17 protein-coding genes are annotated in these 22,947 nt (G+C 73.0%); 8 read left to right on the top strand and 9 right to left on the bottom strand.

Going from position 1 to position 22,947, the window contains the following annotated elements; genetic code table 11:
- Positions 1-41 precede the first annotated feature (41 nt).
- From ACIRR8_RS05635 to ACIRR8_RS05595, 9 genes are all read right to left on the bottom strand, one after another.
- Positions 42-1,811: a VgrG-related protein gene (locus tag ACIRR8_RS05635; RefSeq protein WP_404059351.1), complete on the bottom strand. Its 1,770-nt coding sequence runs from the start codon at positions 1,809-1,811 to the stop codon at positions 42-44.
- On the bottom strand, positions 1,808-2,530 hold the full coding sequence (locus ACIRR8_RS05630) for a LysM peptidoglycan-binding domain-containing protein (protein WP_404059348.1): 723 nt from the start codon (positions 2,528-2,530) through the stop codon (positions 1,808-1,810). Before ACIRR8_RS05630 ends, ACIRR8_RS05635 begins: the two co-directional genes overlap by 4 nt.
- 64 nt (positions 2,531-2,594) lie before the next feature.
- Entirely contained in the window at positions 2,595-3,020 is a 426-nt protein-coding gene (locus ACIRR8_RS05625) for a phage tail protein (protein WP_404059346.1), read from the bottom strand.
- A gap of 50 nt (positions 3,021-3,070) precedes the next feature.
- Complete coding sequence (locus ACIRR8_RS05620) at positions 3,071-6,133, bottom strand: hypothetical protein (protein WP_404059343.1); 3,063 nt, start codon at positions 6,131-6,133, stop codon at positions 3,071-3,073.
- Positions 6,134-6,137: 4 nt separating this feature from the next.
- Entirely contained in the window at positions 6,138-6,296 is a 159-nt protein-coding gene (locus ACIRR8_RS05615; RefSeq protein WP_018492281.1) for a DUF6760 family protein, read from the bottom strand.
- Positions 6,293-6,784, bottom strand: a complete 492-nt coding sequence (locus tag ACIRR8_RS05610; protein ID WP_404059340.1) for a hypothetical protein — start codon at positions 6,782-6,784, stop codon at positions 6,293-6,295. Before ACIRR8_RS05610 ends, ACIRR8_RS05615 begins: the two co-directional genes overlap by 4 nt.
- Positions 6,781-7,221, bottom strand: a complete 441-nt coding sequence (locus ACIRR8_RS05605; RefSeq protein WP_404059337.1) for a phage tail protein — start codon at positions 7,219-7,221, stop codon at positions 6,781-6,783. Before ACIRR8_RS05605 ends, ACIRR8_RS05610 begins: the two co-directional genes overlap by 4 nt.
- A 59-nt stretch (positions 7,222-7,280) precedes the next feature.
- Positions 7,281-8,828 carry a phage tail sheath family protein gene (locus tag ACIRR8_RS05600; RefSeq protein ID WP_404059334.1) on the bottom strand — a complete coding sequence of 516 codons (1,548 nt, stop codon included), beginning with the start codon at positions 8,826-8,828 and terminating at the stop codon, positions 7,281-7,283.
- Between the two features lie 789 nt (positions 8,829-9,617).
- Positions 9,618-10,994 carry a hydrolytic protein gene (locus ACIRR8_RS05595; protein WP_404060677.1) on the bottom strand — a complete coding sequence of 459 codons (1,377 nt, stop codon included), beginning with the start codon at positions 10,992-10,994 and terminating at the stop codon, positions 9,618-9,620.
- A gap of 273 nt (positions 10,995-11,267) precedes the next feature.
- Here ACIRR8_RS05595 and ACIRR8_RS05590 point away from each other — a divergent pair, with 273 nt between their 5' ends.
- The 8 genes from ACIRR8_RS05590 to ACIRR8_RS05555 all read left to right on the top strand — a co-directional run bounded on the left by ACIRR8_RS05590 (position 11,268) and on the right by ACIRR8_RS05555 (position 22,844).
- The gene (locus ACIRR8_RS05590; protein WP_404060675.1) at positions 11,268-12,044 is read left to right on the top strand and encodes a response regulator transcription factor; all 777 of its coding nucleotides are present in this window, start codon (positions 11,268-11,270) and stop codon (positions 12,042-12,044) included.
- A 217-nt stretch (positions 12,045-12,261) separates the two neighbouring features.
- Positions 12,262-15,531 carry a hypothetical protein gene (locus tag ACIRR8_RS05585; protein ID WP_404059332.1) on the top strand — a complete coding sequence of 1,090 codons (3,270 nt, stop codon included), beginning with the start codon at positions 12,262-12,264 and terminating at the stop codon, positions 15,529-15,531.
- Positions 15,528-16,238 (top strand): DUF4255 domain-containing protein, encoded by a 711-nt coding sequence (locus tag ACIRR8_RS05580; RefSeq protein WP_404059329.1) that lies wholly within the window; start codon positions 15,528-15,530, stop codon positions 16,236-16,238. Before ACIRR8_RS05585 ends, ACIRR8_RS05580 begins: the two co-directional genes overlap by 4 nt.
- A complete protein-coding gene (locus ACIRR8_RS05575) occupies positions 16,235-18,346 on the top strand; it encodes an ATP-binding protein (protein WP_404059326.1) in 2,112 nt (703 codons plus the stop codon). The genes ACIRR8_RS05580 and ACIRR8_RS05575 overlap by 4 nt, the downstream gene beginning before the upstream one ends.
- A 134-nt stretch (positions 18,347-18,480) precedes the next feature.
- The gene (locus ACIRR8_RS05570) at positions 18,481-19,251 is read left to right on the top strand and encodes a CoA transferase subunit A (RefSeq protein ID WP_404059323.1); all 771 of its coding nucleotides are present in this window, start codon (positions 18,481-18,483) and stop codon (positions 19,249-19,251) included.
- A gap of 1 nt (position 19,252) precedes the next feature.
- Positions 19,253-19,921 (top strand): CoA transferase subunit B, encoded by a 669-nt coding sequence (locus tag ACIRR8_RS05565; protein WP_404059320.1) that lies wholly within the window; start codon positions 19,253-19,255, stop codon positions 19,919-19,921.
- A 187-nt stretch (positions 19,922-20,108) separates the two neighbouring features.
- Complete coding sequence (locus ACIRR8_RS05560) at positions 20,109-21,389, top strand: alpha/beta hydrolase family esterase (RefSeq protein WP_404059317.1); 1,281 nt, start codon at positions 20,109-20,111, stop codon at positions 21,387-21,389.
- Between the two features lie 27 nt (positions 21,390-21,416).
- On the top strand, positions 21,417-22,844 hold the full coding sequence (locus tag ACIRR8_RS05555) for a 3-hydroxybutyrate oligomer hydrolase family protein (RefSeq protein ID WP_404059315.1): 1,428 nt from the start codon (positions 21,417-21,419) through the stop codon (positions 22,842-22,844).
- The last annotated feature ends 103 nt before the right edge of the window (positions 22,845-22,947 follow it).

Genomic DNA, 22,947 nt, shown 5'->3' with positions numbered 1-22,947 from the left:
TCCTCGCTGTGGAAAGTGGAAGGTCGTCGGTGCGTGTGGTGTCAGTTGATGCGGATGAGCCTGGCCTTCAGGACCGCCAGCAGTCCGCCGTCCACGGTGACCCCCGTCTTGCCGTTGATGGTCACCGAGCGCCCCTTGACCTCCACGTCGCCCGTGCCGGCGTCGAGCGTGATGCCGGATGAGGAGAGCGTCACGGCGCTCTGCGGGCGCTTTGATCCGGGCGCGAACACGGTCAGCGCGATCTCGTTCTTCCGCTCGTCCAGGGTCACTTCGAGCCGCTTGTTGCCGCTGGCCAGCCGGACGCCGGACGGACCGCGCGGCGTGTCCAGCAGCTCCAGCCGGTTGCCCGAACGGGACACCAGGGAACGGCGGTTGACCTTCCCGCTGGTCTTGTCGACGAGCGGTACGTCGTGCTCGGAAGGGCGGTCGATGCCGTTGTACAGGCCGCCGAGCACGTACGGACTGTCCAGCAGCCCCTGCTCGAAGCCGACGAGCACCTCGTCGTTGACCTCGGGGCTGAACACCCCGCCGCCGCCGTTGCCGCCCCACTGCACCGTACGGACCCAGTCGGTGACGTACGTGTCGTCGAGCCACGGGAACTTCAGCCGCACCCAGCCCCGTTGGCCCTTGCCTTCGCGGATGTCGGTGACCACGCCGATCGCCAGCCCCGGCATGCGCGGACCGCGCGAAGGGGCCCCGCCGCCGGTCAGCCCGGCCAGGGAGCGGTCGGGCGAGGCGCTGACGATCACGGTGGTGCGGTAGCCGCCGTCCGGTTCCAGGACGTGGTGGGCGGCGGTGGCGGTGTAGCGGCCGGAGAAGGTCGGACCGACGTTGCCGAGCGCCACGGGCGCGCCCGCGCGCAGTTGCGGATTGCCGAAGGCGACCGCCTCGATCTCCCCGAAGCCCGAGCTGACTTGGGCCGCCACCGCACCGGCCACGGCCGTGGTCTCCGCCTGGGTGCGGTACGGGGTGTCGGCGACGGTCACGCGGGCCTTCGCGCCGAACGCGCCGGCCGCCACCGACGGGCTCATCCCCGGCGTCACGGTCTTGCTGCGCACGGACTGCTCCCGCGCCACGAGCCGTGTCTTGGTGTCGACGTTCCAGCCGCGCACCTCCACGTCCCCGGCCCCGTCCGCGCCGGTCACCACCGCCCGCAGCGCGAGCAGGTTGTCCCCGTACTCCAGCACCATCGGGTTCTTCGCGGCCCGGGTGTCGGGCGAGGGCGCGGAGGAGGCGGGCTTCGGCTTGGTGAACTGGAGCACGCCCTGGTCGTCCACCCGCACCTGCGCCCCGCTCTCGGCCGCCAGGTGCTGGAGGAACTCCCAGTCGGAGACGTTGGGCTGGGTCAGCTGCTTGTACGTGATCGGCGCCGCCTCGACCTTGCCGCACGCCAGCCCGGCGCCCGCCGCGACCTTGCGGACGATGTCCGCCGTCTTCATGTTCCGGTACGCCACCACCTTCCGGCCGCGCTGGAGCCGGTGCGCCTTGGAGAGCGCGCGGATCACGGTGAACGTGCCGGTGGTGTCGTGGTCCAGCTCGATCGCCGTGACCTCACCGGTGAAGAGCCGCTCACGGACCCGGTCCTGCACGGTGACGACGGAGATCTTCAGCGGAGTGCCGAGCGTGATCCCGCTCTCGCTGAGCAGATCGTGGTCCGGGTCCCGGTACATCAGCACGGCCGTGTCCGGCAGCCCGACGTTCTCGTCGACCACACAGCTCACCAGCTGCGCCGCCCAGCCCAGCGGCAGTTCGGCGGGGATCTCCACGATCGGATCGGCGGCGAACGAACGCCCCGGTGCGGAGGCGGTCATCGGGCGCCCTCCGCGAGGTGGTCTTCCAGTCCCGGCACGAGGAGTTCACTGCCCGGGGTCAACTGCATCGGGTTGTCGATGTTGTTGGCGTCCGCGATCGTCCGCCAGGCGGTGGCGTCGCCGTACTCGCGCCAGGCCAGCAGCGGCAGGCTGTCCCCGGCCACGACGCGGTGCGTCCGCCGCGCCTCCTTCGAACCCGAGGTGGGGTTCTGGCCGGCGGGGTCGACGCTCGCCTCCTCGATGGAGAGGGAGCAGGTGGCGCGCAGCGGCTTCCCGTCCACGTCGAAGAGCGTGTACGAGACGGAGAGGTTGGAGAGCACGCCGTCGAACGAGGTCGTCCGCGACGTACCCCAGTCGAACCGCACCCACGGGCTCGCGGGCGTCTTGCGCGCGAGGCTGGTCGGCGTGGGCACACAGGCGATCATCAACTGCTCCACCGCCTTCTCCACGGAGTTGTCGTGGGTGGCGGTCGCGTCGAGGAACACCTCCAGCGAGAGCGAGCGCGGCCCGCTCCCGACGAACTCGGGCAGCGCGGACTGCCCGGCCATCCGGGACGGAGTGCGCCGCCACTCGGTGCTCTTGCTGAGCGACAGCTTGTTCGGGTTGAACTGGAGGGTGAGCTGGGCGAGTTTGCCACCCGGCTTGGCGCCGACGGTCGACGGCGGCTCCATGATGGTCAGTTGGGCGCGCGCACGGCTCGCACGGAGAGCGGGTGACATGGCGTTCCTCCTTCCGGGGTTTCCTGGTGTTCCTGCTGTTCCTGGTGAGTGCGGTGATCGGGCATCAGGAGGGTTCCAGGCCCTCGTGCGCGATCTCCAGCGTCTCCGTCGCCGCCTCGGAGTTGGCGGGATCGAAGGACGGACCCTGCCAGCGCACCGGGACGATGCCCTGCACCTGCCAGCTGATGATCCGGCTGAGGTCCGGCCGCAGCGCGACGATCTCGCCGTCCTTGGGCTCGACGCGCTGGATCGTCTCGTTGAGCCAGCGCGCGATCTTCATCGTGTCGGCGGTGACCGGGCGGGTCAGCGTGATGTTGGTCCAGGTGATGCGTCCGGGCAGGTGCCAGGTGAAGCCGTTGTTGCCGCCCTCGGCGTACGTCTCCATCTCGACCTCCGCGCCCAGGCCCGAACAGGTGTGGAAGGCCCCGAGGTCGCTGCCGCCGATCACGAGCTTGAAGAACACGCTCGTGGCGAAGATGTTGTCCGTCATGCCGATTCTCTTCTTCTGACTGCTGGGGTGGTGAGGGGCGGGCTGTGCTGTCAGCGGCGGCCGTCGTGGAGCCGTCCCGCGCGCTCCCGGCCGCGGCGCATGTCGGCGCGGATGAGCCGGCTCACGGGGTCGAGGAGGCGGCGGGCCAGCTCCTCGATCTCGGCTCCGGAGATCCGGGCGGCCGTGTTCGCCTCGTTCGCCGGGGCCGCCGTGTTGCCGGTCGGCGAATCGCCGGTGGGGGCGAAGCCGGACGGGCCGTCTTCTGCCGCGCGCTGGACGGGCCTCGGTGCGCCTGGCCGTGTGCCGTGCCGCGGGCCCTTGTGCGTGCCGTTGTACGTGCTCTTGTTCGTGCTCTTCGGCGGGACCGCCTTGACCGGGACGCCGGTGATGCCGGCTTGGGCGGCGGCGCGTTGGAGCGCCTGTGCCGGTGAGGCGGGTTGCCCGGTGGTGCCGGATGTCGCTGTGTGGGAGCGCGGCGGGACCCGTACGGAGAGAGCCGGCGGACCCGCCAGGGGGGCGTGGCCGCCGCCGGGCGCCGGGCCTGCGGGCGGGGGGCCCGCGGGATCCGGGACGACCGGCAGGGGCATCCGCTGGACGGGCACGACGGTGGCTCCGGGTGCGGCGGCCACGGGGGGATGGGGGCGGACGACCGGGACCCGGGCCGGAGTTGGGGCCGTGGGGGGTGCGGAGGGGCTGGTCGGCGCTGAAGTCGTTGAGGGAGTGGCCTGCGGGGGAGAGGGCGCCGGTCGGACGGTCGGTTGCCCGCTGCCGTGGTGAGTGGAGGCGTGGGTGGGGCGGGGTGACGGCGGGGTCGTTGCCGGAGCGTGAACCGCACGGCGTTGTACGAGCCGTTGGAGCGCGCCGCCGATCGTGGAACCCTTCCTGGCCGGGGCGGTGGAGGCCTTCGCTGTGGTGGCCTTCGCGGTGGGGGCGGAGACGGCTTGCGGGTCGGCGGTCTCGCCGGTGGTGCCTTCGCCGCTGGTGCGCCGGGGGGCGGGGGCTGTGTGGACGGCACGCTGGACGGTGGCGCCGGGGATCGGGCCGCCGTCGACCGCTGGTGTCGATGCTGCCGCCGATGTCCTCGTCGGAGCCGGGCCGGGGGTACGGGTCCGGTGCGGCGCAGCCGGTGCGGTGACGGGTTCTGCAGGGCGGGCGCGGGGTGTGTCGCGCCGGGGCGTCGCACCCGCTGACGTCCGGCGCTCCCCGGACGGCGTGCCGCCGGTCCGTGTGTTGCCGGGCTGCCCGTCGCCGGTCCGCGCGTTCGCCGTTCGTGTGTGGCTGGTCCCCGGCGCACCGGGGGCCGTCGCTCCGGGTGTCGACCGCTGTACGTCGCGGCTCCAGGTGGCTGCCACGACCGGGCGGGCCGTGGCGCCGGCCGCTGTCACCGTCACAGGCGCCGAGAACCCTTCGGCCGCACCGGTGTTCACCTTCAGGTCCCGGCCCGAGAGCAGGGTGCGCGAACGCTGGACGGTGGGCGTCGCTGCGGCCCGTCCGGCCTCCCGCTTCGGGCCGATGTTCCGGATGCGGGCCGGGGCCGGGGGAGCGGTGTTGCCGGGTGCGGGCGTGCCCGTGTCCGTACCGGCGCTGGTACGGGGGCGGTCGCCGACCACCGCGCGTTGTACGGAGGAGGGCTGGGCGGGTGCCGGGGCCGAGCGGACCGGCATCTCCGACGGGGTGCTCGTGGTACTCGGGGCGGTCGGTGGTGTGGTGGTCTGCGGGGACGGTGTGCCCGTCGGAACCGGTCCCGTACGCCGGCGGTCACCGAGGAGCGGCGCGTCGCGCTGGACCCGGGCGGTCGACGGGAGCGAGGTGAGAGGCGTGCCGATGCCGCCGCGCGTACGGGCGCGGGGGCCGGCGGGTGCGTCGGCGGGCCGCGTCGGCCCCGGGGAACCGTCGCGTGGCGCCTTACCCGGCGAAGGCGCCACGGCCGGTGAGGCCGCCTCCGTTGCCTCCGGGGTCTGCCGCTGGAGTACCGGCATGGCCGCTGCCTCCTGCCCTCCCGGGGCAGAGGGCACGGGTCGTCCTTGCCCTGCCGGGCCGGAGGCGATGGCCCCGGAGGGCAGTTCCCGCAGGGGCTTGCCCAGAGCCGGGCGGACGGCTTCGGGAGCGGGAGCGGGAGCCGGTGTGCGGTCGTGGCTCTCCTGCTGCGCGGGGGCGGTGGCTGGCTCGGCCTGCTGGCGGGTGGCCGTGCTCCGCTGAACGACGGGGTCGGGAGCGGTGGCCGGTGCGGCGGGTGTGGCAGCGGCGGCCGGCGGGAGTCCGGTGATCTGCCGCAGCCGCATGGCCGGACGGCGGGCGACGGTCAGCGGAGGTGCGGTACGCCGAGGACGTACGGCGGCAGGCCGCGCACGCTCAACAGCCGAAGCCGAAGCCGAAGCCGAAGCGGCGGCAGCCTGTGGGGCGGCGGCAGCCTGTGGGGCGGCGGCAGCCTGTGGGGTCGCTGGAGCCGAAGAGGTCGGCGCCGCACCGGCCTTCGCGGCCCGCTGCACCGTCGGCATGGCAGCCGAGCCCGGCGCCGGCCCCGAGCCCTGACCGGCGACAGGACTCACGGCCGCGCCCGCACCAGGACCCGAGCCAGGCGTGACGGACCCCGCCCCCATCTCCCGTACCGACTTCCGCGTACCGCCCGACCGCTGGACCGACGTACTCCGCCCCGCCGCCACAGCGCCGCCCGCGCGCCCCGCTACCGCGGCCGTCCCGGTCTCCGCCTCCGCCTCCGCGCTCTCCGGCCGGGCCGCCCGCAGCAGCAGCGGGCCGCCGGGCGAGGCGGAACGTGCGGAGCCCGGCCGGGTCACGCCGTGGATGAGGCCCACCGGGGCGGACGGGAGGACGGCGTGGCCGAGTTCGCCGCCGAGCGTCGGGTTCTGCCAGGAGGCGAGCTGGGACCGGAACCGCAGCCCGTCGCTCACTCCGATCGAGGCCCGGGCAACGGTCACCGCGGGCGGAGCGACCTGACGCCAGCCACCGTCCCAGCCGACGTCGGAGGCACCCGAGGCACCGGAGCCGGAGGACTCGGGAGCCGGCCCCGTGGAGCCCGCCTCCTCGGCGCCAGGCCCCGGCCCCGGCCCCGGCACCGCCCGGTCCGTCCGGCGCAGCCAGTTCCCGAACCCCACACGATCACCCGCCTTCGTTGACGCGGGTGTTGATCCGCGCTATCTCCCGCACCCACTGCTGACGTTCCGCGTGGGTGAGGTCGAGAATGTCCTCACGCTGCCAATGGAAGTGGTAGGCGACGTACGCGATCTCCTCCCGCAGCCGGGGAAGCGCGTACGTCACGATTCCCCCAGGCGCCCACCCGAGAGGTCCACCTCGAACGAGCCGTGGCAGAGCGGGCAGGTCACCGCGGCGTGGGTGTGGCCCTCGCTGTTGATCCGGCGGTAGAAGTCCTGGAGGAACGCCACGTCCGTGGCGTACATCCGCTCCACGATCCCGACGTGTACGTCGGTGACCGTGCCGAGCTGGGTGATGACCTGGCTCAGCAGCACCACCGACAGGTACGCCGGGTTCTCCTTCACCCGCAGGTCGATCTGCGGGCGCAGCTCGTCGCGGGCCGTCGCGAGGCGCATGGTGCCGTGGCGGTGCACCTGGCCCTCGTCGTCGACGTATCCGCGCGGCAGCTCGAAGGCGAACTCCGTCTGCAGGGAGTCACGTTCACGCTGCGGGGCACGGGCCGACGGTGCCTCCTCGCGTGCGGCGGGCGCCGCGGCGAGGTTGTCCAGGACCTCTTCGAGGCCGCTGCCCGGCGAAACGGTCCGGCGCCTCATTCGACCACGATCTCCTCGAAGGTGATGGTCACCGACTCGGTCGCCGCGCTGGACTCGCCGGCCTTGAGCGACGGGCCCTCCCACTTGGAGGCCCAGCCCTGCATCAGCTGGATGCGGCGGACGGTCTCACCGGTCGAGTCCTTGATCTCGATCGTGAGGTTCTGGCGCGCGGTGTCGACGGCCCCGTTGTTGAGCGTCTCCTTGATCCAGGTGGTGAACTCGCTGCTCTGGTCGAGCCCCCGGGTGATCGTCACCTCGCCCGCCTGGCGCGCGCCCGGCTGCTTGCGGATGATCTGCTTGCCCTCGGCGGTCACCTGACGGACCTCGACGACTTCTTCCTCGACGGTCAGGCCGCTGATCTCCTGGATGGACTCCACGAGATAGCCGCCGAGCTGCACGCCGAAGACGTGGGTGGAAAGAGCGTCGCCCTCTGCCATGACTGTGTGTCACCTGTTCCGATTGAATGAGCGAAGTGGGGAGACGAGGACCGCGGAGGTCACTCGTCGATGAGGCTGGTGCTGTCCGAGAACTGCGCGAGGCGGAAGACCACGAACTCCGCCGGCTTCACCGGGGCGACGCCGATCTCGCAGACGACCTGGCCGAGGTCGATCGACTCCTGCGGGTTGTTGCTCCGGTCGCACCGGACGTAGAACGCCTCCTCGGCCGTGCGGCCGAACAGCGCGCCGCGTCGCCACTCCTCGGTGAGGAAGGCGGTGACGTTGCGCCGGATGCTGGACCAGAGGCGGTCGTCGTTCGGCTCGAAGACCACCCACTGGGTGCCGATCAGGATCGACTCCTCCAGGTAGTTGAAGAGCCGGCGCACGTTCAGGTAGCGCCAGGCCGGGTCGGAGGAGAGGGTACGGGCGCCCCAGATGCGGATGCCGCGGCCCGGGAAGGCGCGTACGCAGTTGACGCCGATCGGGTTCAGCAGGTCCTGCTCGCCCTTGCTGAGCCGGATCTCCAGGTCCACCGCACCGCGTATGACCTCGTTGGCGGGCGCCTTGTGGACTCCGCGCTCACCGTCGCTGCGCGCCCAGACGCCGGCCACGTGACCGCTCGGCGGGACCAGGGAGTTGCGGCTGGCCGCCGGGTCGAAGACCTTCACCCACGGGTAGTACAGGGTGGCGTAGCGGGAGTCGTAACCGGCTTCGTCATTACGCCAGTTACGTACCTGCTGGGCGTTCATGCCGGGCGGGGTGTCCAGGACGGCGACCCGGTCGCCCATCTGCTCGCAGTGCGAGATGACCGCCAGCTGCACGGTCTTGACGCCCTCGGCGTCGATCTCGCCGCGCTGGTAGGCGCTCATCAGGTCCGGGACGGCGACCATGGTGATCTCGTCGATCGACTCCAGGCCGCCGAAACCGGTGCGGGCGGCGGCGTCGCCGACGTACTCGGACGCGTCGAGCCGCGCCACGCCGGAGCCGGTGGCGGGAGCGGGCGTGGCCGGTGCGAGGGCGACGGTCTGCTTCTCGGGGCGGCTCTGGGCGGTGCCGGGCTGCTCGGTGACCTGGATGAGCTGGGAGTCGCGGGCCTGGGTGACCAGGTAGCCCTTGACGTTCTTGCGGGTGGAGACGTCGTACGTCTCCACCACCTTGCCGGCCTGGCGGACCAGCAGCTTGAAGCGGTCCTCCGGAGGGTTCTCGCCCTCGGGGTCGGCGATCTCGACCGAGAGGCCGTCGCCCGTGCCGGACTTGGCGGCGACCAGGAAGCCGCCGAGGGCGACGGGCGCCGGGGCCTGGCTCACCGCGCCGGGACCGCTCGACGCGGAGGCGCCCTGCGCGGGGCCGCCGATGCGCACGATGTAGGCCGCGCCGCCGCCGTTGGCGAAGAAGCCGTAGACGGCGTGCGTGAGGTAGGTGTCGGCGGTGAAGGTGCCGAACGTCTGGACGTACTGGTCCCAGTTGGTCACCAGCGTCGGCTGATGGAAGGGGCCCGTCTCGGCGAAGCCGACGAAGGCTGCGACCGCGGTGCCGACTCCCTCGATGGGCCGTGCTCCGGACTGCACCTCCTCCACGTATACACCGGGGGTGAGGTACGTCGGCATGCTCGCTCCTTCGGGATGGTCACTCGTTCACCGGTCAGTCTTGCCGGGCGGCGGTGGCCGGGGCCAGGTCTCAAAGTCCTGGGCGAGGGGCAATGACGCTGCCTTCCCGGGCACCTTGGCGGCGGTGAATGCTGCCCCGGCGGACCGGCCGCGTCACGTGCGCATTTCGCGGAGGGCCGGACGTATTCCGCGGCTCCTGGATGAGGCTCCTGGGTGAAGCGGAGGAGAACAAGGGGTCACAGAGGTGCTTCCACTCCGGCCGCTGTTCCGGCCGTCGTTCCGGATGTCTTCCGCGATTCACCGGAAGGTCTGATTCCGGTTCCTGGAGGAGGTGTGTTCGGTATCTCTTTTCCTGGATGAACGCCGCAGGGCGAAAACCCGTACGGGGCTGCCCGGGAATCGTGGCGGACTGACGGGATTCGGCCAGAATGCGCCCAGAAGGTGTGCTCTTCCGGCCGATTCGCGCCAACGGAAACGGGCACCCGACCGCTCCGATCGGGCACCCGAGCTCTCCTCCCGGACCGTCAGGAACGGCTCTGATCAGCTCCGTTCGTGCTCCGGCCCGCCGGAACCGGATATTCTTCCCTGGTCGTCGGTGCCGGGGGTGACCGAATTGGTGTAGACCTTTGGCGCATTCGGGACGATGAATCCGCCATCGCCCGGCACGCCGGGTTTCCTCCGGGGGCTGGTTTCTGCTGTTGTCGTCATCGAAAGGTGTCGTCGTCGCCGAACAGGTGCCGTCGTCTAAAGGGGAACACGGCGCCCGGCGCCGCCGTTTCCGCTGTAGTCCTACCGTGCGAGGTCGCTGAGTACGCCGCTGACGTTAATCACCTGATGGCAGCCCGAAGCCTGTGTTCCGGTCGCCGGAGTGCCGGGCTTGGCGCAGGTGACGGCAGCGGTGACCGTGGCGTTCTCCGGAACCTGAATGGGGGTGACCCAGTGATAGTCCTGGTTGCGGAAGGTTTCCAGCGCGATGGTGGTGATCTTCCGCTCTCCGAAGGAGATCGTCAGCACCCCCTCGTCGCCCTGGAAGTTCGCCACCACGATGTCCGTGATGCCGAACACCTTGCCCGCCGGAACCCGGTACGTCCCCGTCTCCTCGCCCCCGGCTTGGGACTCCACGTCGATCGTCGCGGAGCTCTGCTCGGTGCCCCCGGCGCCCGTGCCGCCCGGCCCGGAGCCTGTGCCCGGTCCCGTACCGGAGCCACCGGTACCTCCGGGCGTGCCCGGCGCGTTGGGCCCGGTGCCCTGTCCCTGGCCTCCCGTCGGGTCGTCCGGGCCGCCCGGCGTGGGCGCGCCCTGCTGCTGTTCGCCACGGGCGGCCTCCTCCTGCGCTGCCTCGGTCGCCGCCTGCTTCGCGGTGCTCTTCACCGCCGGCCGGACCAGCGCGAACCAGGCCAGCAGCAGTGCCAGCAGCGCGGCCAGCACGATGAGCAGCCACTTGGGCAGCACGGGCAGCTGGAGGAACTCACCGGGTACCGGCTCCGGACGTACGGCCTCCACGCCGCCGGTCTCCGGACGTACGGTCTCCTGCCGGACGGTCTCCCCGCTCCCGGCGGCCACCGCGACCGGCGCCTCCACCGGCGCGAGGACCTCCGCCGCCTCCACCTCGAACGGCCAGGTGACCGGCTCGCCGAACCAGATCACCTTGGCCGCACGGACCTTCAGCCGGATCTCGGCCGACTCGCCGGGCTCCAGCCGCTTCTGACCCGGCGTGAAGCCCAGCCGCAGCTCCTCACCGGCCTGCTTGCCGGTGAACGCCACGTCGACCGGGGTGTTCCCCTGGTTCTGCACGGCGGTACGGAAGCGGGCGCCCAGCCAGCCCCGGCGGCGGCGCGGCTCCAGCTCGGTGCGCAGCTGGTGGAACGGCTCGACGGTGACCGTGCCCTCCGGCACCACCACCGACTCCGGGTGCTCGGCGGGCAGGACGCGGACGGCCAGCGGGGTCTCGCCCGCCTTGACCTCGTGGGAGCGGGGAGGCGCGAAGGTGAGGGTCACCGTCTCGGAGGTGCCCGGATAGAGCGAGACGCGGGCCGGCTCGACGGTGCTCCACGCGGCGCAGTCGCCGACGACTTCGAGGGTGTAGGCCTCGACGATGTCACCGTCGTTGCGCACGGTCAGGGTCGTCGTCGCGGTACCGCCGGGCGACACCGTCACCGTGGGCATTTCGAGTTCGGCAGATGTGGTCACCCTGCGACCGTAGGCCGCCCCGGCGGCTGCGCAGCAGGGTCGCGAGGGCAACGAGCGGGCAGGGCCGGTGCCCCGGACGCACACCGCACCGGTGGCTCCACGCCCCCGCCCCGGGCCCGCGCCCCCTGCCGAAGACCGGTGCGGTGGGGAGCGGTGACAGGCATATCGGGCGGAAGTACCTGAGGAAGACGGCGCGGAACGATGACGATGACGACGGCAGACGCGATGACGATGACCACGGCAGACACGATGACGACGGCGGACGGCACGAGCGGGCCCCCGGCGGACGCGGCGACCACGGCAGGCGCGAGGAGCGGGACGGCGGAGCGCGCGCAGTACCGCGGGCCCGGCGCGGACCGGCGGACCGCCCGGTCCGCCCGCACCGTCCCCGGTGCCGGGAGCGGCGGCCGGGTCACCGTGGCGGTGTACGCGGAGGACCTGATCCTCCAGACCGGCATGGTCCACCAGCTGCGGATGCGACCGGAGATAGAGCTGATACCGGAGGCCGAGGCGGACCGGGCCCAGGTCTCCCTGGTGGTGGTGGACACGGTGGACGAGCCCACCGTCCAGCTCCTGCACCGCCTTCAGCGCAACACATCCACCCGCACCGGACTGGTCGTCGGCCTCTTCGAGTCGGGCGCGCTCCAGACCATGATCGAGTGCGGGGTGGCCGCCGTGCTGCGACGCGGCGAGGCCGACCAGGACCGGCTGATCCACCTGGTCAAGGCGATGGCCAACGGCGAGGGTGTGCTCCCGGGCGATCTGCTCGGCAAGCTCCTGGACCATGTCAGCAGCCTCCAGCGGACGGTCCTGGACCCGCGCGGACTCACCCTCTCCACGCTCACGGCCCGGGAGGCGGAGATGATCCGGCTGGTGTCGGAGGGCTTCGACACGTCGGAGATCGCGCAGAAGACCTCGTACTCCGAACGCACCGTCAAGAACGTGCTGCACGAGGTGGCGACCCGGCTCGAACTGCGCAACCGCGCCCATGCGGTGGGGTACGCGATGCGGCACGGCCTGATCTGACCGCGCGCCCGGCCCCGGGGCGGGGAGGGACATCCGCGCGCCGGGTCTCCCGGCGGGGCTGAGTCTCGCGGCGGAGCCGGGCCTCCCCGGCGGGAAGGGGCAGCCGCAAAGGGCAGCCGCTCCTTCCCCCGGTCCGGGTACTTGAGGCCTGTCCTCCTGCCCCGCGCGGGCGCGATGCTCGACGGTGGAGCGTCATCAACAGACTGTGAGGTGGGCCGTGACCGGCACTGCTGGCCCGGCGAAGCATGCCCGGTGGAGCCGACTGGCGGGCGCGGTGGTGCTGTTGGCGCCGCTGCTGGTGGTCGGATCGGCCGCCGCCCCGCAGGGTTCGGGCGAGGCGGTGGCCGCCGAGGCCGACGCCGACCCGGCGCAGGCCGGGCGGATCGCCTTCGCCGGCACGGAACACCGCAGCCTGGGCCGGGCCAACGGCGAGAAGACCACCGACCCGCTCTTCGGCCCCACCGGCCCCACCCACTACGACCAGGACCCGTCCGCGCGCGGCGGCGTCCTCGTCTTCACCAGCCTCCGCGACAGCGTGCGGCCGCAGGTGTACGTGCGCGATGCCGACGGGAGCGTACGCCGGCTCACCACCGACCGGGACGCGGGCAACCCCGAACTCTCGCCGGACCTCCGTACGGTCGTCTTCGACTCCGCGGAGCCGGGCCCCGGCGGCACCGTGCAGCGCGACCTCTGGGCGGTCGGCGTCGACGGCTCGAACCTGCGGCGGCTCACCGACACCCCGGACAACGAGGAGTCCCCGACCTTCTCGCCGGACGGCAGCCGGATCGCGTACGCCTGCGACGGCGACGCCACCCGCGGATGGCAGATCTACGAGCGGGCCTTCGCCGGCGGTGACCAGCGCCGGATCAGCGACGGCCCGCCCGGCGACGCCAAGGACCCGTCCTGGAATCCAGTGGACGACGACACGCACCGCAGCCGGATCGCGTACACCCACATCACCGACCCCGACCCGGAGACGGGCTACCGGCTGCGGGTCACCGAGGGCCTCGGTACCGACCGGCCGCTGCTGGCGGGCGGACACGCGGAGTGGGGCAGCCACTCGGTCTCCTGGCTGCCGAACGGCGACGAGGTCCTCTTCCTCAGCCCGTTCCACGTCTGCGGCTGCGACGACTTCGACCACGTCTACCGGGGCCCGGTCTTCTCCGAGCAGACGCCGGAGCAGCTGCTCTCAGAGGACCGCGACGTCGCGTCCCCGACCTGGACCGGCAGCGACAGCGGTACGGGAGAGATCATCGTCTCCCGGATCACCGCCGCCAGGGCCAACACCGTCACGCTCCAGGACGTACGCCAGGACGGCTCGGACCCGCGCGACCTCGGCTTCACCATCCTGAACGAGGACCCGGCGGCCCGCACCAACACCGACCCGGCGGCCGACCCGCTCTTCAACCCGGCGGCCGGATTCGACCCGTGGACCGAGCGGCAGAACTACACGCCCGACGGCCGCCGCATCGTCGTGACCCGCTTCGAGGGGCCGGCCGAGGCACGCATCCAGCGCATCTGGATGGTCGACGCCGACGGCACCAACGGCGCCGCCCTGCCGCTCGCCGGACGTGGCGACCGCGACTGGGACACCGACCCGACCTTCTCGCCCGACGGTACGAAACTGGCGTTCACGCGCACCTCGCCCGGCGGCACCGGTGAGGCGGCCGGACCTTCCCGCATCCTCATAGCCGACGTGGCCACCGGGGCGGTCCTCGACGAGATCCGCCCGCCCGAGGGCCAGCAGCAGGGCGGCGACGCCCAGCCCACCTGGTCCTCCGACGGCGTCAACCTCGCCTTCACCCGTACGCAGGTGATCAACGGCAACGGCGGCAACAAGCACATCTGGACCGTGCCGGTGAACCGGCTCGACCAGCAGCGGGACCTCAGCGCCACCATCTGCCCCGGCGCCTGCGACGTCATCGACGACAGCCCGGCGTTCTCTCCGGACGGTACGGCGGTGGCCTTCAACCGCAAGGACGGCGGCGGCCGGATCAACGAACGCAACGGCGTCATCGTCAAGCCGCTGAGCGGCGGCGGCTGCCGGGTCGTGCTGCCCTCCTCCGAGCGGAACAACCCGCTCGGCTGCGAACTGCCGGTCCCCGACACCACCGGGACCGGCCCGTTCCAGCCGCGCGATGTGGCCTGGTCGCCGGACGGCAGCCGGCTCGTGCTCTCCTCCCGCCGGGAACAGCCGGTCAACTCGATGGAGCAGCTCTCCGTCCTGGACCTCGCCTCGGGTGAGCTGACGCCGCTGGACAACGACCACGCCGGACGCCAGAAGGAGCCCAGCTACCAGCAGTCGGTCGACCTCGCCGTGACCGCCCCGCCGACGGGGCCGACCGTGGAGGTCGGCTCCTTCGTCGAGGTGAAGGTCACGGTGGTCAACCACGGCCCGTCGCCGTCGCCGGGCACCGTCTTCACGGCCGATCCTCCGCCCGGCGTACGGCTGGAGGAGCTGACCACCGACGCCGGTACCTGCGGCGCCGCGTCGCCGCAGTGCGGCCTCGGTGTCGTGCCGCCCGGCGCGAGCGTCGAGATCACGGCCAAGCTGACCGGCGTCACGCGCGGCGACCAGCCGATCGGCTGGTCCGTCACCGGCACCGTGCTCGACCCCAACCCGACGGACAACGCCACCGGCACCCTCGTCCCCGTCCAGGACGCGCCCCCGCCGACCCCGACCCCCACCCCTCCGACTCCGACGCCTCCCACGCCGACCCCTCCCACCCCCACACCTCCGACCCCCACCCCGGCGCCCCCGACCACCGCGCCCGCACCGCCTCCGCCGCCCGCACCGCGACCGCCCGCACCACGCCCCCCGGCCCCGCTGCCGCCCGCGCCCCTGGCCGGTCCCGGCGTCGTCGTCCGCGCCCAGCCCAGCCCCGGCTACGTCGGCGGCAAGGTCGTCGTCACCTACACCGTGCGCAACGGCCGCAACGCCACCGCCACCGGCCTGCGGCTCCAGCTCGGCCTGCCGGGGAACATTCCGTCCGGCCCGCTCCCGGCAGGCTGCGCGGGAGGGCGGTGCGCGCTGCCCGACCTGGCGCCCGGCGCCTCCACCGTCGTACGCGTCGTCCTCTCACCGGACCGCGCCCTGCGCACGAGGATCACGGCGACGCTCACCACCACCGGCACGGACGCGGACCGGAACGACAACGTCTCCCGCATCCCGCTCCGCATCCTCCAGCCCCGGATCATCGCGGTCCCGGCCGTCGGCAAGCCCGGCTTCGTCACCTCGGTGCGCGGCAAGGACTTCCCGCCCGGCGCGCCCGTGAAGCTCGACTGGGACCCGGGGATCACGGCAGCCGCCGCGCCGACCCTGCCGAACCCGGACGGCACGTTCATCGCCCAGCTGCTCATCCTGGCGAAGGACCAGACCGGACCGCGCGTCATCACGGCCAGGGGCCCCGGCTTCTCCCCGGTCACCACGGACTTCCTGGTGGTGCTCGGCACCATCACGCCGCCGGACGAGGTGATCCGCCGATGATCCACGAAGTCGACGAGGGGCTGCGGCTGTTGCTGGTGGACGCCGGGCTCCAGGAGAGCGGCGTCGACCTGGTCTTCGACGCGCCGACGAAGGACTGGTCGGTCCGGCGCAACGCGCCCACCATCAGCGTCTTCCTGCACGGCATCCGCGAGGACGCGGGCAGGCGGCGGACCGGGACGGCCGAGGAGCACGACGAGCACGGCATGGTCACCGGCCGGCGGACCCCGCCGCGCTGGTTCGAGCTGACCTATCTGGTCACCGCCTGGACCAACCGGCCGCAGGACGAACACCGCCTGCTCTCCGAGGTGTTGCGCTGCCTGATGCGCCACGACACTCTGCCCGCGGCGATGCTGACCGGCAGCCTCGCCGAACTCGGCCTCACCGTGGAGCTGGAGGCGGCGGGCCCGCGCACCGACGGGCCGTCCGCCTCCGACGTGTGGTCCGCGCTCGGCGGCGAGCTGAAGGCCGCCATCGACCTCCGTGCCCTCGCCCCGCTCGCCGGTGAACGGGCCCCGACCGGACCGCCGGTCACCGAGGGCCTGGTCATGAAGGCCGCACCGGCCGTGGACGGCACGGCGGCCGACGAGCCGGGCCGCCGTCTGCGGTACGAGAACGCGGGCGCGGACCTGGTGGCGGAGGGCTTCGCCGCCGAACGGGAGAGGCAACTGCCGCCCGGGCGGCGCAGGCGGGGGAGTGCGGCGCGATGACGGCGAGTGTGACGGAGAGCGCGCCGCCGACGGTGGACGTCGAGGTGCTGTGGGAGCGGCTGGCCCGCGTCGAGCAGCGGGTCCGGCACGCGGTGGCGGCCCGCCGCGCCACCGACCCGGAGCCGGACGATCCGTACCGGGGCCAGTACCTCACGCCGGACGCGGTGGACCGGATCCTGGAGTCGCGGGACGCGTTCGCGGCCGTACCGGACGGAACGTACGTCACGGAGGCGGCCCCGCCTGGCTCCCGGCTCGGCCAACTGGCCCGCGAATTCGGTCTGGTGGAGCTGGACATCGAGCTGCTGCTGGTCGCCATGGCACCCGATGTCGACGCCCGGTTCGAGCGTCTCTACGGCTACCTCAACGACGACCTGACCCGCCGCCGCCCCGCCATCGGCCTGGCGCTGGAGCTCTGCGGCCTGGCCGCGGCGGGCTCCGGCCGCTTCCGCTTCCAGCCCTCCGCCCCGCTCGTCGCAGGCGGCCTGCTGGAGGTGACGGACCCCGAACGACCGCTGCTCTCCCGCACGTTGCTCGTGCCCGACCGCATCACCGCCCACCTCCTCGGCGACGACGAGCCCGACGGGCGGCTGCGCGGCCTGGCCCACGTGCCCCTGCCGGCCGCCGGGCCCGAGGGCCGTCCCGAGGCCCGCCGCATCGCCGCCGCGCTCGCCACCGGCAGCGGCCTGGTGCACCTGCTCGACCGCGGCGGCGACGCCTCCGGCCTGGCCGTCGAGGCGCTCACCGCCGCGCGCCGCCGCCCGCTCGTGGTCGACATCGCGGCCCTCGCCGCGGCCGGTGACCGGACGGCCGAGCTGGTACGGACCCTGGCCGCCGAGGCCCGCCTCACCCACGGCGGCATCGTCCTCGGCCCGCTGGAGGCACTCGCACCCGAACGCCCGGAAGGCGCACGCCTGTTGGCCTCGCTCTGTACGGCGGTGAGCGGCACGCCCCTGATCGCGTACGGAAAGAAGAACTGGGACCCGCTCTGGACCCGGGACAGCCCGGTCCCGGTCGCCGTCCCGCCGCCGGGCCCGGCGGGCGCGGCACGCCAGTGGCGGCGGGCGCTCGCCGAGGCGGCCAGGTCCGTCGGGCTGCCGGACGCGCGGGCGAGCGCCGACGACCACCTCATCGAGGCCACCGCCTCCTACCGGCTCGACTCCGACCAGCTGCGCAAGGCCGCCACCGTCGCCTCCCGGCTGGCGCTCCTGGAGCGGCGCCCGGTCCACCCGGACGACCTGCGCGCGGCGGTCCGCGCGCAGAACGGCGCCGGGCTGGAGCGGCTCGCCCGCCGCATCGAACCCGCCGTCGGCTGGGACGACCTGGTCCTGCCTCCGGCCACCCGCACCCAGCTCACCGAACTCGCCCTCCGTGCCCGCCACCGCGAGCAGGTGCTCGGCCAGTGGGGGATGCGGCCGGGCGGGGGCCGGGGGCGCGGGGTCATCGCGCTGTTCGCGGGCGAGTCCGGCACCGGCAAGACCATGTCGGCCGAGGTGATCGCGCGTGAACTGGGCATGGAGCTCTACGTGGTGGACCTCTCCACCGTGGTGGACAAGTACATCGGCGAGACCGAGAAGAACCTGGAACGGATCTTCGTCGAGGCCTCCGACGTCAACGGCATCCTGCTCTTCGACGAGGCCGACGCGATCTTCGGCAAGCGGTCGCAGGTCAAGGACGCCCATGACAAGCACGCCAACGTGGAGTCGGCGTACCTGCTCCAGCGCATGGAGTCCTTCGACGGGATCGCCGTGCTCACGACCAACCTCCGGGCCAACCTGGACGAGGCGTTCACCCGCCGCCTGGACGTGATCGCGGAGTTCCCGATCCCGGACGCCGAACAGCGCCTCGCCCTCTGGGACCGCTGCCTGGGCACCGCGATCCCGCGCGATCCGGCGCTCGACCTGGAGTTCTGCGCGAACCGCTTCGAGCTGGCCGGCGGCTCGATCCGGGCCTGCGCGGTGACCGCCGCCTACCTTGCCGCCGAGTCGCGGGCGCCGCTGACCATGGACCAGCTCGTCACGGCGGTGCTCCAGGAGTACCGCAAGCTCGGGCGGCTGGTGCTGGAGAGCGAGTTCGGGCCGTGGCTGGCGAAGGAGCGGCACGGGCGGTAGGGGGTACGCCGCTCGGAGGCGGCGCGTGGTCCTCCACCACCCGGACCGGTGGCGAAGTGTGGGCGGACGCCATCGTCGTACGCCGTCCTCCGTTCCTAGTCTCGTCGCAGTCGATGCGGCGAGAGGGCTGACGGATGAGTGTGGACAAGGTGGTCGCCGACCCGGCGGCCGCGGTCGCGGACGTGGCGGCCGGAGCATCACTGGCGGTCGGCGGATTCGGCCTCTGCGGTATCCCCGGAGTGCTGATCCACGCCCTGCTGGAGCGGGGCGCGGGCGGGCTGCGGGTGGTGTCCAACAACTGCGGGGTGGACGACTGGGGCCTCGGCCTGCTGCTGCGGGCCGGGCTGATCGCCCGGATGACCAGCTCGTACGTCGGGGAGAACAAGGAGTTCGCCCGGCAGTACCTCCACGGTGAGCTGGAGGTGGAGCTGGTCCCGCAGGGCACGTTGGCGGAACGGCTGCGGGCCGGCGGCTCCGGCATCCCGGCCTTCTACACCCCGGCCGGTGCGGGCACCTGGATCGCGGAGGGCGGACTGCCCTGGCGGTACGGAGCCGACGGCTCGGTCGCCGTCGCCTCACCGCCCAAGGAGACGCGGGTCTTCGACGGCCGGGACCACCTCCTGGAGCACGGCATCACCACCGACTTCGCGCTGGTCAGGGCCGCTGTCGGCGACCGGCACGGCAACCTCCGCTTCCACTCCTCCGCCCGCAGCTTCAACCCGCCGGCCGCGATGGCCGGACGTATCACGATCGCGGAGGTGGAGGAGCTGGTGGAGCCCGGCGAACTCGGCCCCGACGACATCCATCTGCCCGGAATCTTCGTCCAGCGGGTCGTCCCCGTGGAGCCCGGTGACCCGCGCGCCGAGAAGCGCGTCGAGCGCCGCACCGTACGCGTGGAGGCGTGAGATGGCACTGACCCGTGAACAGCTGGCGGCCCGCGCCGCACGGGAGCTGACCGACGGCAGTTACGTCAACCTCGGCATCGGCCTGCCGACGCTGATCCCGAACCACCTGCCCGAGGACGTGGAGGTGGTGATCCAGTCGGAGAACGGCCTGCTCGGCGTCGGCCCGTACCCGCAGGAGTCCGGGGTGGAGCCCGACCTGATCAACGCGGGCAAGGAGACCGTGACGTTGCGGCCCGGCGCCTCCTGCGTCGACTCCGCGCTCTCCTTCGCGATGATCCGGGGCGGCCACGTCGATGTCGCGGTCCTGGGCGCCATGCAGGTCTCCGCCACCGGCGACCTGGCGAACTGGATGATCCCGGGCAAGGTGGTCAAGGGGATGGGCGGGGCCATGGACCTCGTCCACGGCGCCCGGCACGTGATCGTGGTGACGGAACACACCGCGCGCGACGGTTCGCCGAAGCTGCTGGCGGAGTGCACGCTGCCGCTGACCGGCCGGGCCGTGGTGCACCAAGTCATCACGGATCTCGCGGTGTTGGACATCACCGCCGAGGGGTTCGTGCTGCGGGAGGTGGCGGACGGCGTGACGGTGGACGAGGTCCGGGCGGCCACGGGCGCGGAGGTGACGGTAGGCCCGGACGTACGCGTGCGGCAGCGGGACGTACGCCTGTAGCAGCGGGACGCGTGCTCCCGCAACGGGTGGCGGCGCCGCGTTCCGGGCCGGGTTGTGGCGCCCACCGCCATTACCCGGCCCACCGCGCGCTTCCTACGGTGACGGACCTCGGAGGCTCTGCGGGAGCGGGCCACCGGGGCCACGGGATCACGGGCGATCCCGTGCCACCGCCCCACGGGAGGTCACGTTGCCGTACGTCACGCCATCGCATCCGGCACCACCACGCAGGCCGCGAGGCCGCCGGAGCCGCTTCTTCGCCGCGCTCGCCGCCGCGGTCACGCTCGCCACCGGAGCCGCGCTGCTCAGCCCTGCCGCCGAAGCCCGCGCCGCCGTCGCGCCGGCCGCCGCGCTCGAACGGGTCACCGACTTCGGCGCCAACCCCGGCGCCCTCACCATGTACGTCCACCGCCCCGCCGGCCTCCCCGCCAAGGCGCCCGTCGTCGTCGCGCTGCACGGCTGCACCCAGAGCGCGCAGCTCTACGCCGACAACTCCGGGCTGAACACCTTCGCCGACCGGCACGGCTTCCTGGTCGTCTACGCCGAGACCACCACCGCCAACAACGCCAACAAGTGCTTCAACTGGTTCCAGCCGGGCGACACCCGGCGGGGCCAGGGCGAGGCCGCCTCGATCCGGCAGATGGTCGCCCACGCCACCACCGCGTACGGCACCGACCCGGCCCGCGCGCAGGTCACCGGCCTCTCGGCGGGCGGGGCGATGACGGCGGTGATGCTCGCCGCCTACCCGGAGGTGTTCGCCGCGGGCGCGGTCGTCGCCGGAATCCCCTACGGCTGCGGGGTCGACGTCGTCTCCGCGTTCAGCTGCATGAGCCCCGGCGCCGACCGCACCCCGGCCGCCTGGTCACAGGCCGTACGTGACGCGCACCCCGGATACGCCGGACCGTGGCCGAGGGTCGCGATCTGGCACGGCGACAACGACGCGACCGTCGCACCGAGGAACGCCGACGAGCTGCGCGACCAGTGGACGGCGGTCCACGGCCTCGGCCAGACCCCGTCCCGCACCTCCACGCTCGGTCCGAACAACACGCGCAGGAGCGAGTACGTCACGGCAGGCGGCCGGACCGCCGTCGAGGTGAACAAGGTGCCCGGCATCGGCCACGGCACCCCGGTCGCGCCGGGCACCGGCCCGCAGCAGTGCGGCGCCACCGGCACCCAGCACTTCATCGCGTCGATCTGCTCCAGCTACTGGATCACCACGTTCTTCGGCCTGGACGGCACGACGACCGAGCCGCCCACCGAGCCGCCGGTGGACCCGCCCACCGAGCCCGCCGCCTGCTGGACCGCGAGCAACTACGAGCACGTCCGCGCGGGCCGCGCCACCACCACCGGCGGTTACGCCTACGCGAAGGGCTCCGGCCAGAACCTCGGCCTCTACAACACCTTCGTGACCCGCACGCTCAAGGAGTCCCCGCCGGGCCACTACACCATCGCCACCAACTCCTGCCCCTGATCCGCCACCCCGACGGAGGCCCCGAACATGCCAGTCGACCCACCATCCAAGCGCCGCCGATGGCTCCGTCCCGCCGCGCTCGCCGCAGCCGCCCTGACCGCCTGGACCGCCGCCCCGGCCACCGCGGCGCCCCTGCCGCCGGACACCGCCCGACCTGCCCTCTGCTCCCGTACCGACACGCTCAAGGTCCCGGGCGCAGAACATCAACAGCTGTCCTGTCTCACCGAGTTGACCACCGCCGGCACCGTCGCCTCCGGCCACACCGACCCCGCCGACTGGGCGGGCCTCACCCCGGCAGGGCTGGCCACCCCCACCGGCGTCCCCGGCATCCAGATCGACGGATACTTCCCGGACTCCTCCACCACCAACACCAACCACGGCTGGAACCACGACTCCCAGTTCGTCATCCGCCTCCCCGACCGCTGGAACGGCGGCCTGGTCGTCTCCGGCGCGCCCGGCGTGCGCGAGCAGTACGCCAACGACCGGGCCTTCGGTGACTGGGCGGTGGCAGGCGGTTACGCGTTCGCCGCCACCGACAAGGGCGCGACCTCCGCCGCCTTCCACCGCGACGGCGAGGCCCCCGGCGACGCGCTGGCCGAAGGCAACCACCGCGTCACCCAGCTCACCCGCGCGGCCCGCCAGGTCGTCGCCCGCCGCTACCACCGCCCGCCCACCCGCACCCTGGCGATGGGCATGTCCAACGGCGGCTACCTGGTGCGCTGGCAGCTGGAGAACCACCCCGAGCTGTACGACGGCGGGGTGGACTGGGAAGGCACGCTCTGGCGCACCGAGGGACCGAACCTGCTCACCTTCCTGCCGCCGGCGCTCCGGCACTATCCGGCGTACGCGGCCGGAGGCGCGGGCGCCGGGCGGGCGCACCGGGCGATGACGGACGCGGGCTTCCCGGCCGGTTCGGAGTTCCTCTGGCCCTTCCACCACCAGTACTACTGGGACCTCACCCAGCGCATCTACCGCGAGGAGCTGGACCCGGAGTACGACGGGGCGACGGAGGCCGGGACACCGTTCTGCGCGCCCGGGACCCCGGCCTGCGACGCCGACTACGTCTACGCCGACCGGCCCAGGGAGGTCCGGAAGGCCGTCGCGAAGATCGCGCTGACCGGCCGGATCGGCAAACCGCTGATCACCTTCCACGGCACCTACGACGTGCTTCTGCCGATCTCCCGCAGCTCGGACGTCTACGCGCAGTTGGTGAAGCGCGAGGGCCGCGGCCACCTCCACCGGTACTACCGCGTCGAAGCGGGTACGCACGTGGACTCGCTCGCCGACGCCTTCCCGGGCCAGGTGCGGCCCCTGGTGCCGTGCCACCGGTCGGCGGCGACCGCGCTGGAACGCTGGCTGGACCACGGCGTACGGCCGCCGTCCAGCCGCACGCTGAAGCTTCCCGCCGAGGCGGACCCGGCGAAGCTGCTCACGTACTGCCCGCTGAACGGCTAGACAGTGGTGGGGGGCGCCCCCCCCGCCGCCCCCCCCGGCGGGGCGCGCCACCGGTGCTCCGGCCGCCTCCACCGTGTTCGGCCCCATCTCCCGTACCGCCGGG

The organism is Streptomyces sp. NPDC101178, from assembly GCF_044767965.1.
In the GTDB taxonomy this organism is placed as follows: domain Bacteria; phylum Actinomycetota; class Actinomycetes; order Streptomycetales; family Streptomycetaceae; genus Streptomyces.
The sequence above is the reverse complement of the archived record's forward strand: the minus strand, read 5'-3'. Positions and strand labels throughout refer to the sequence as shown.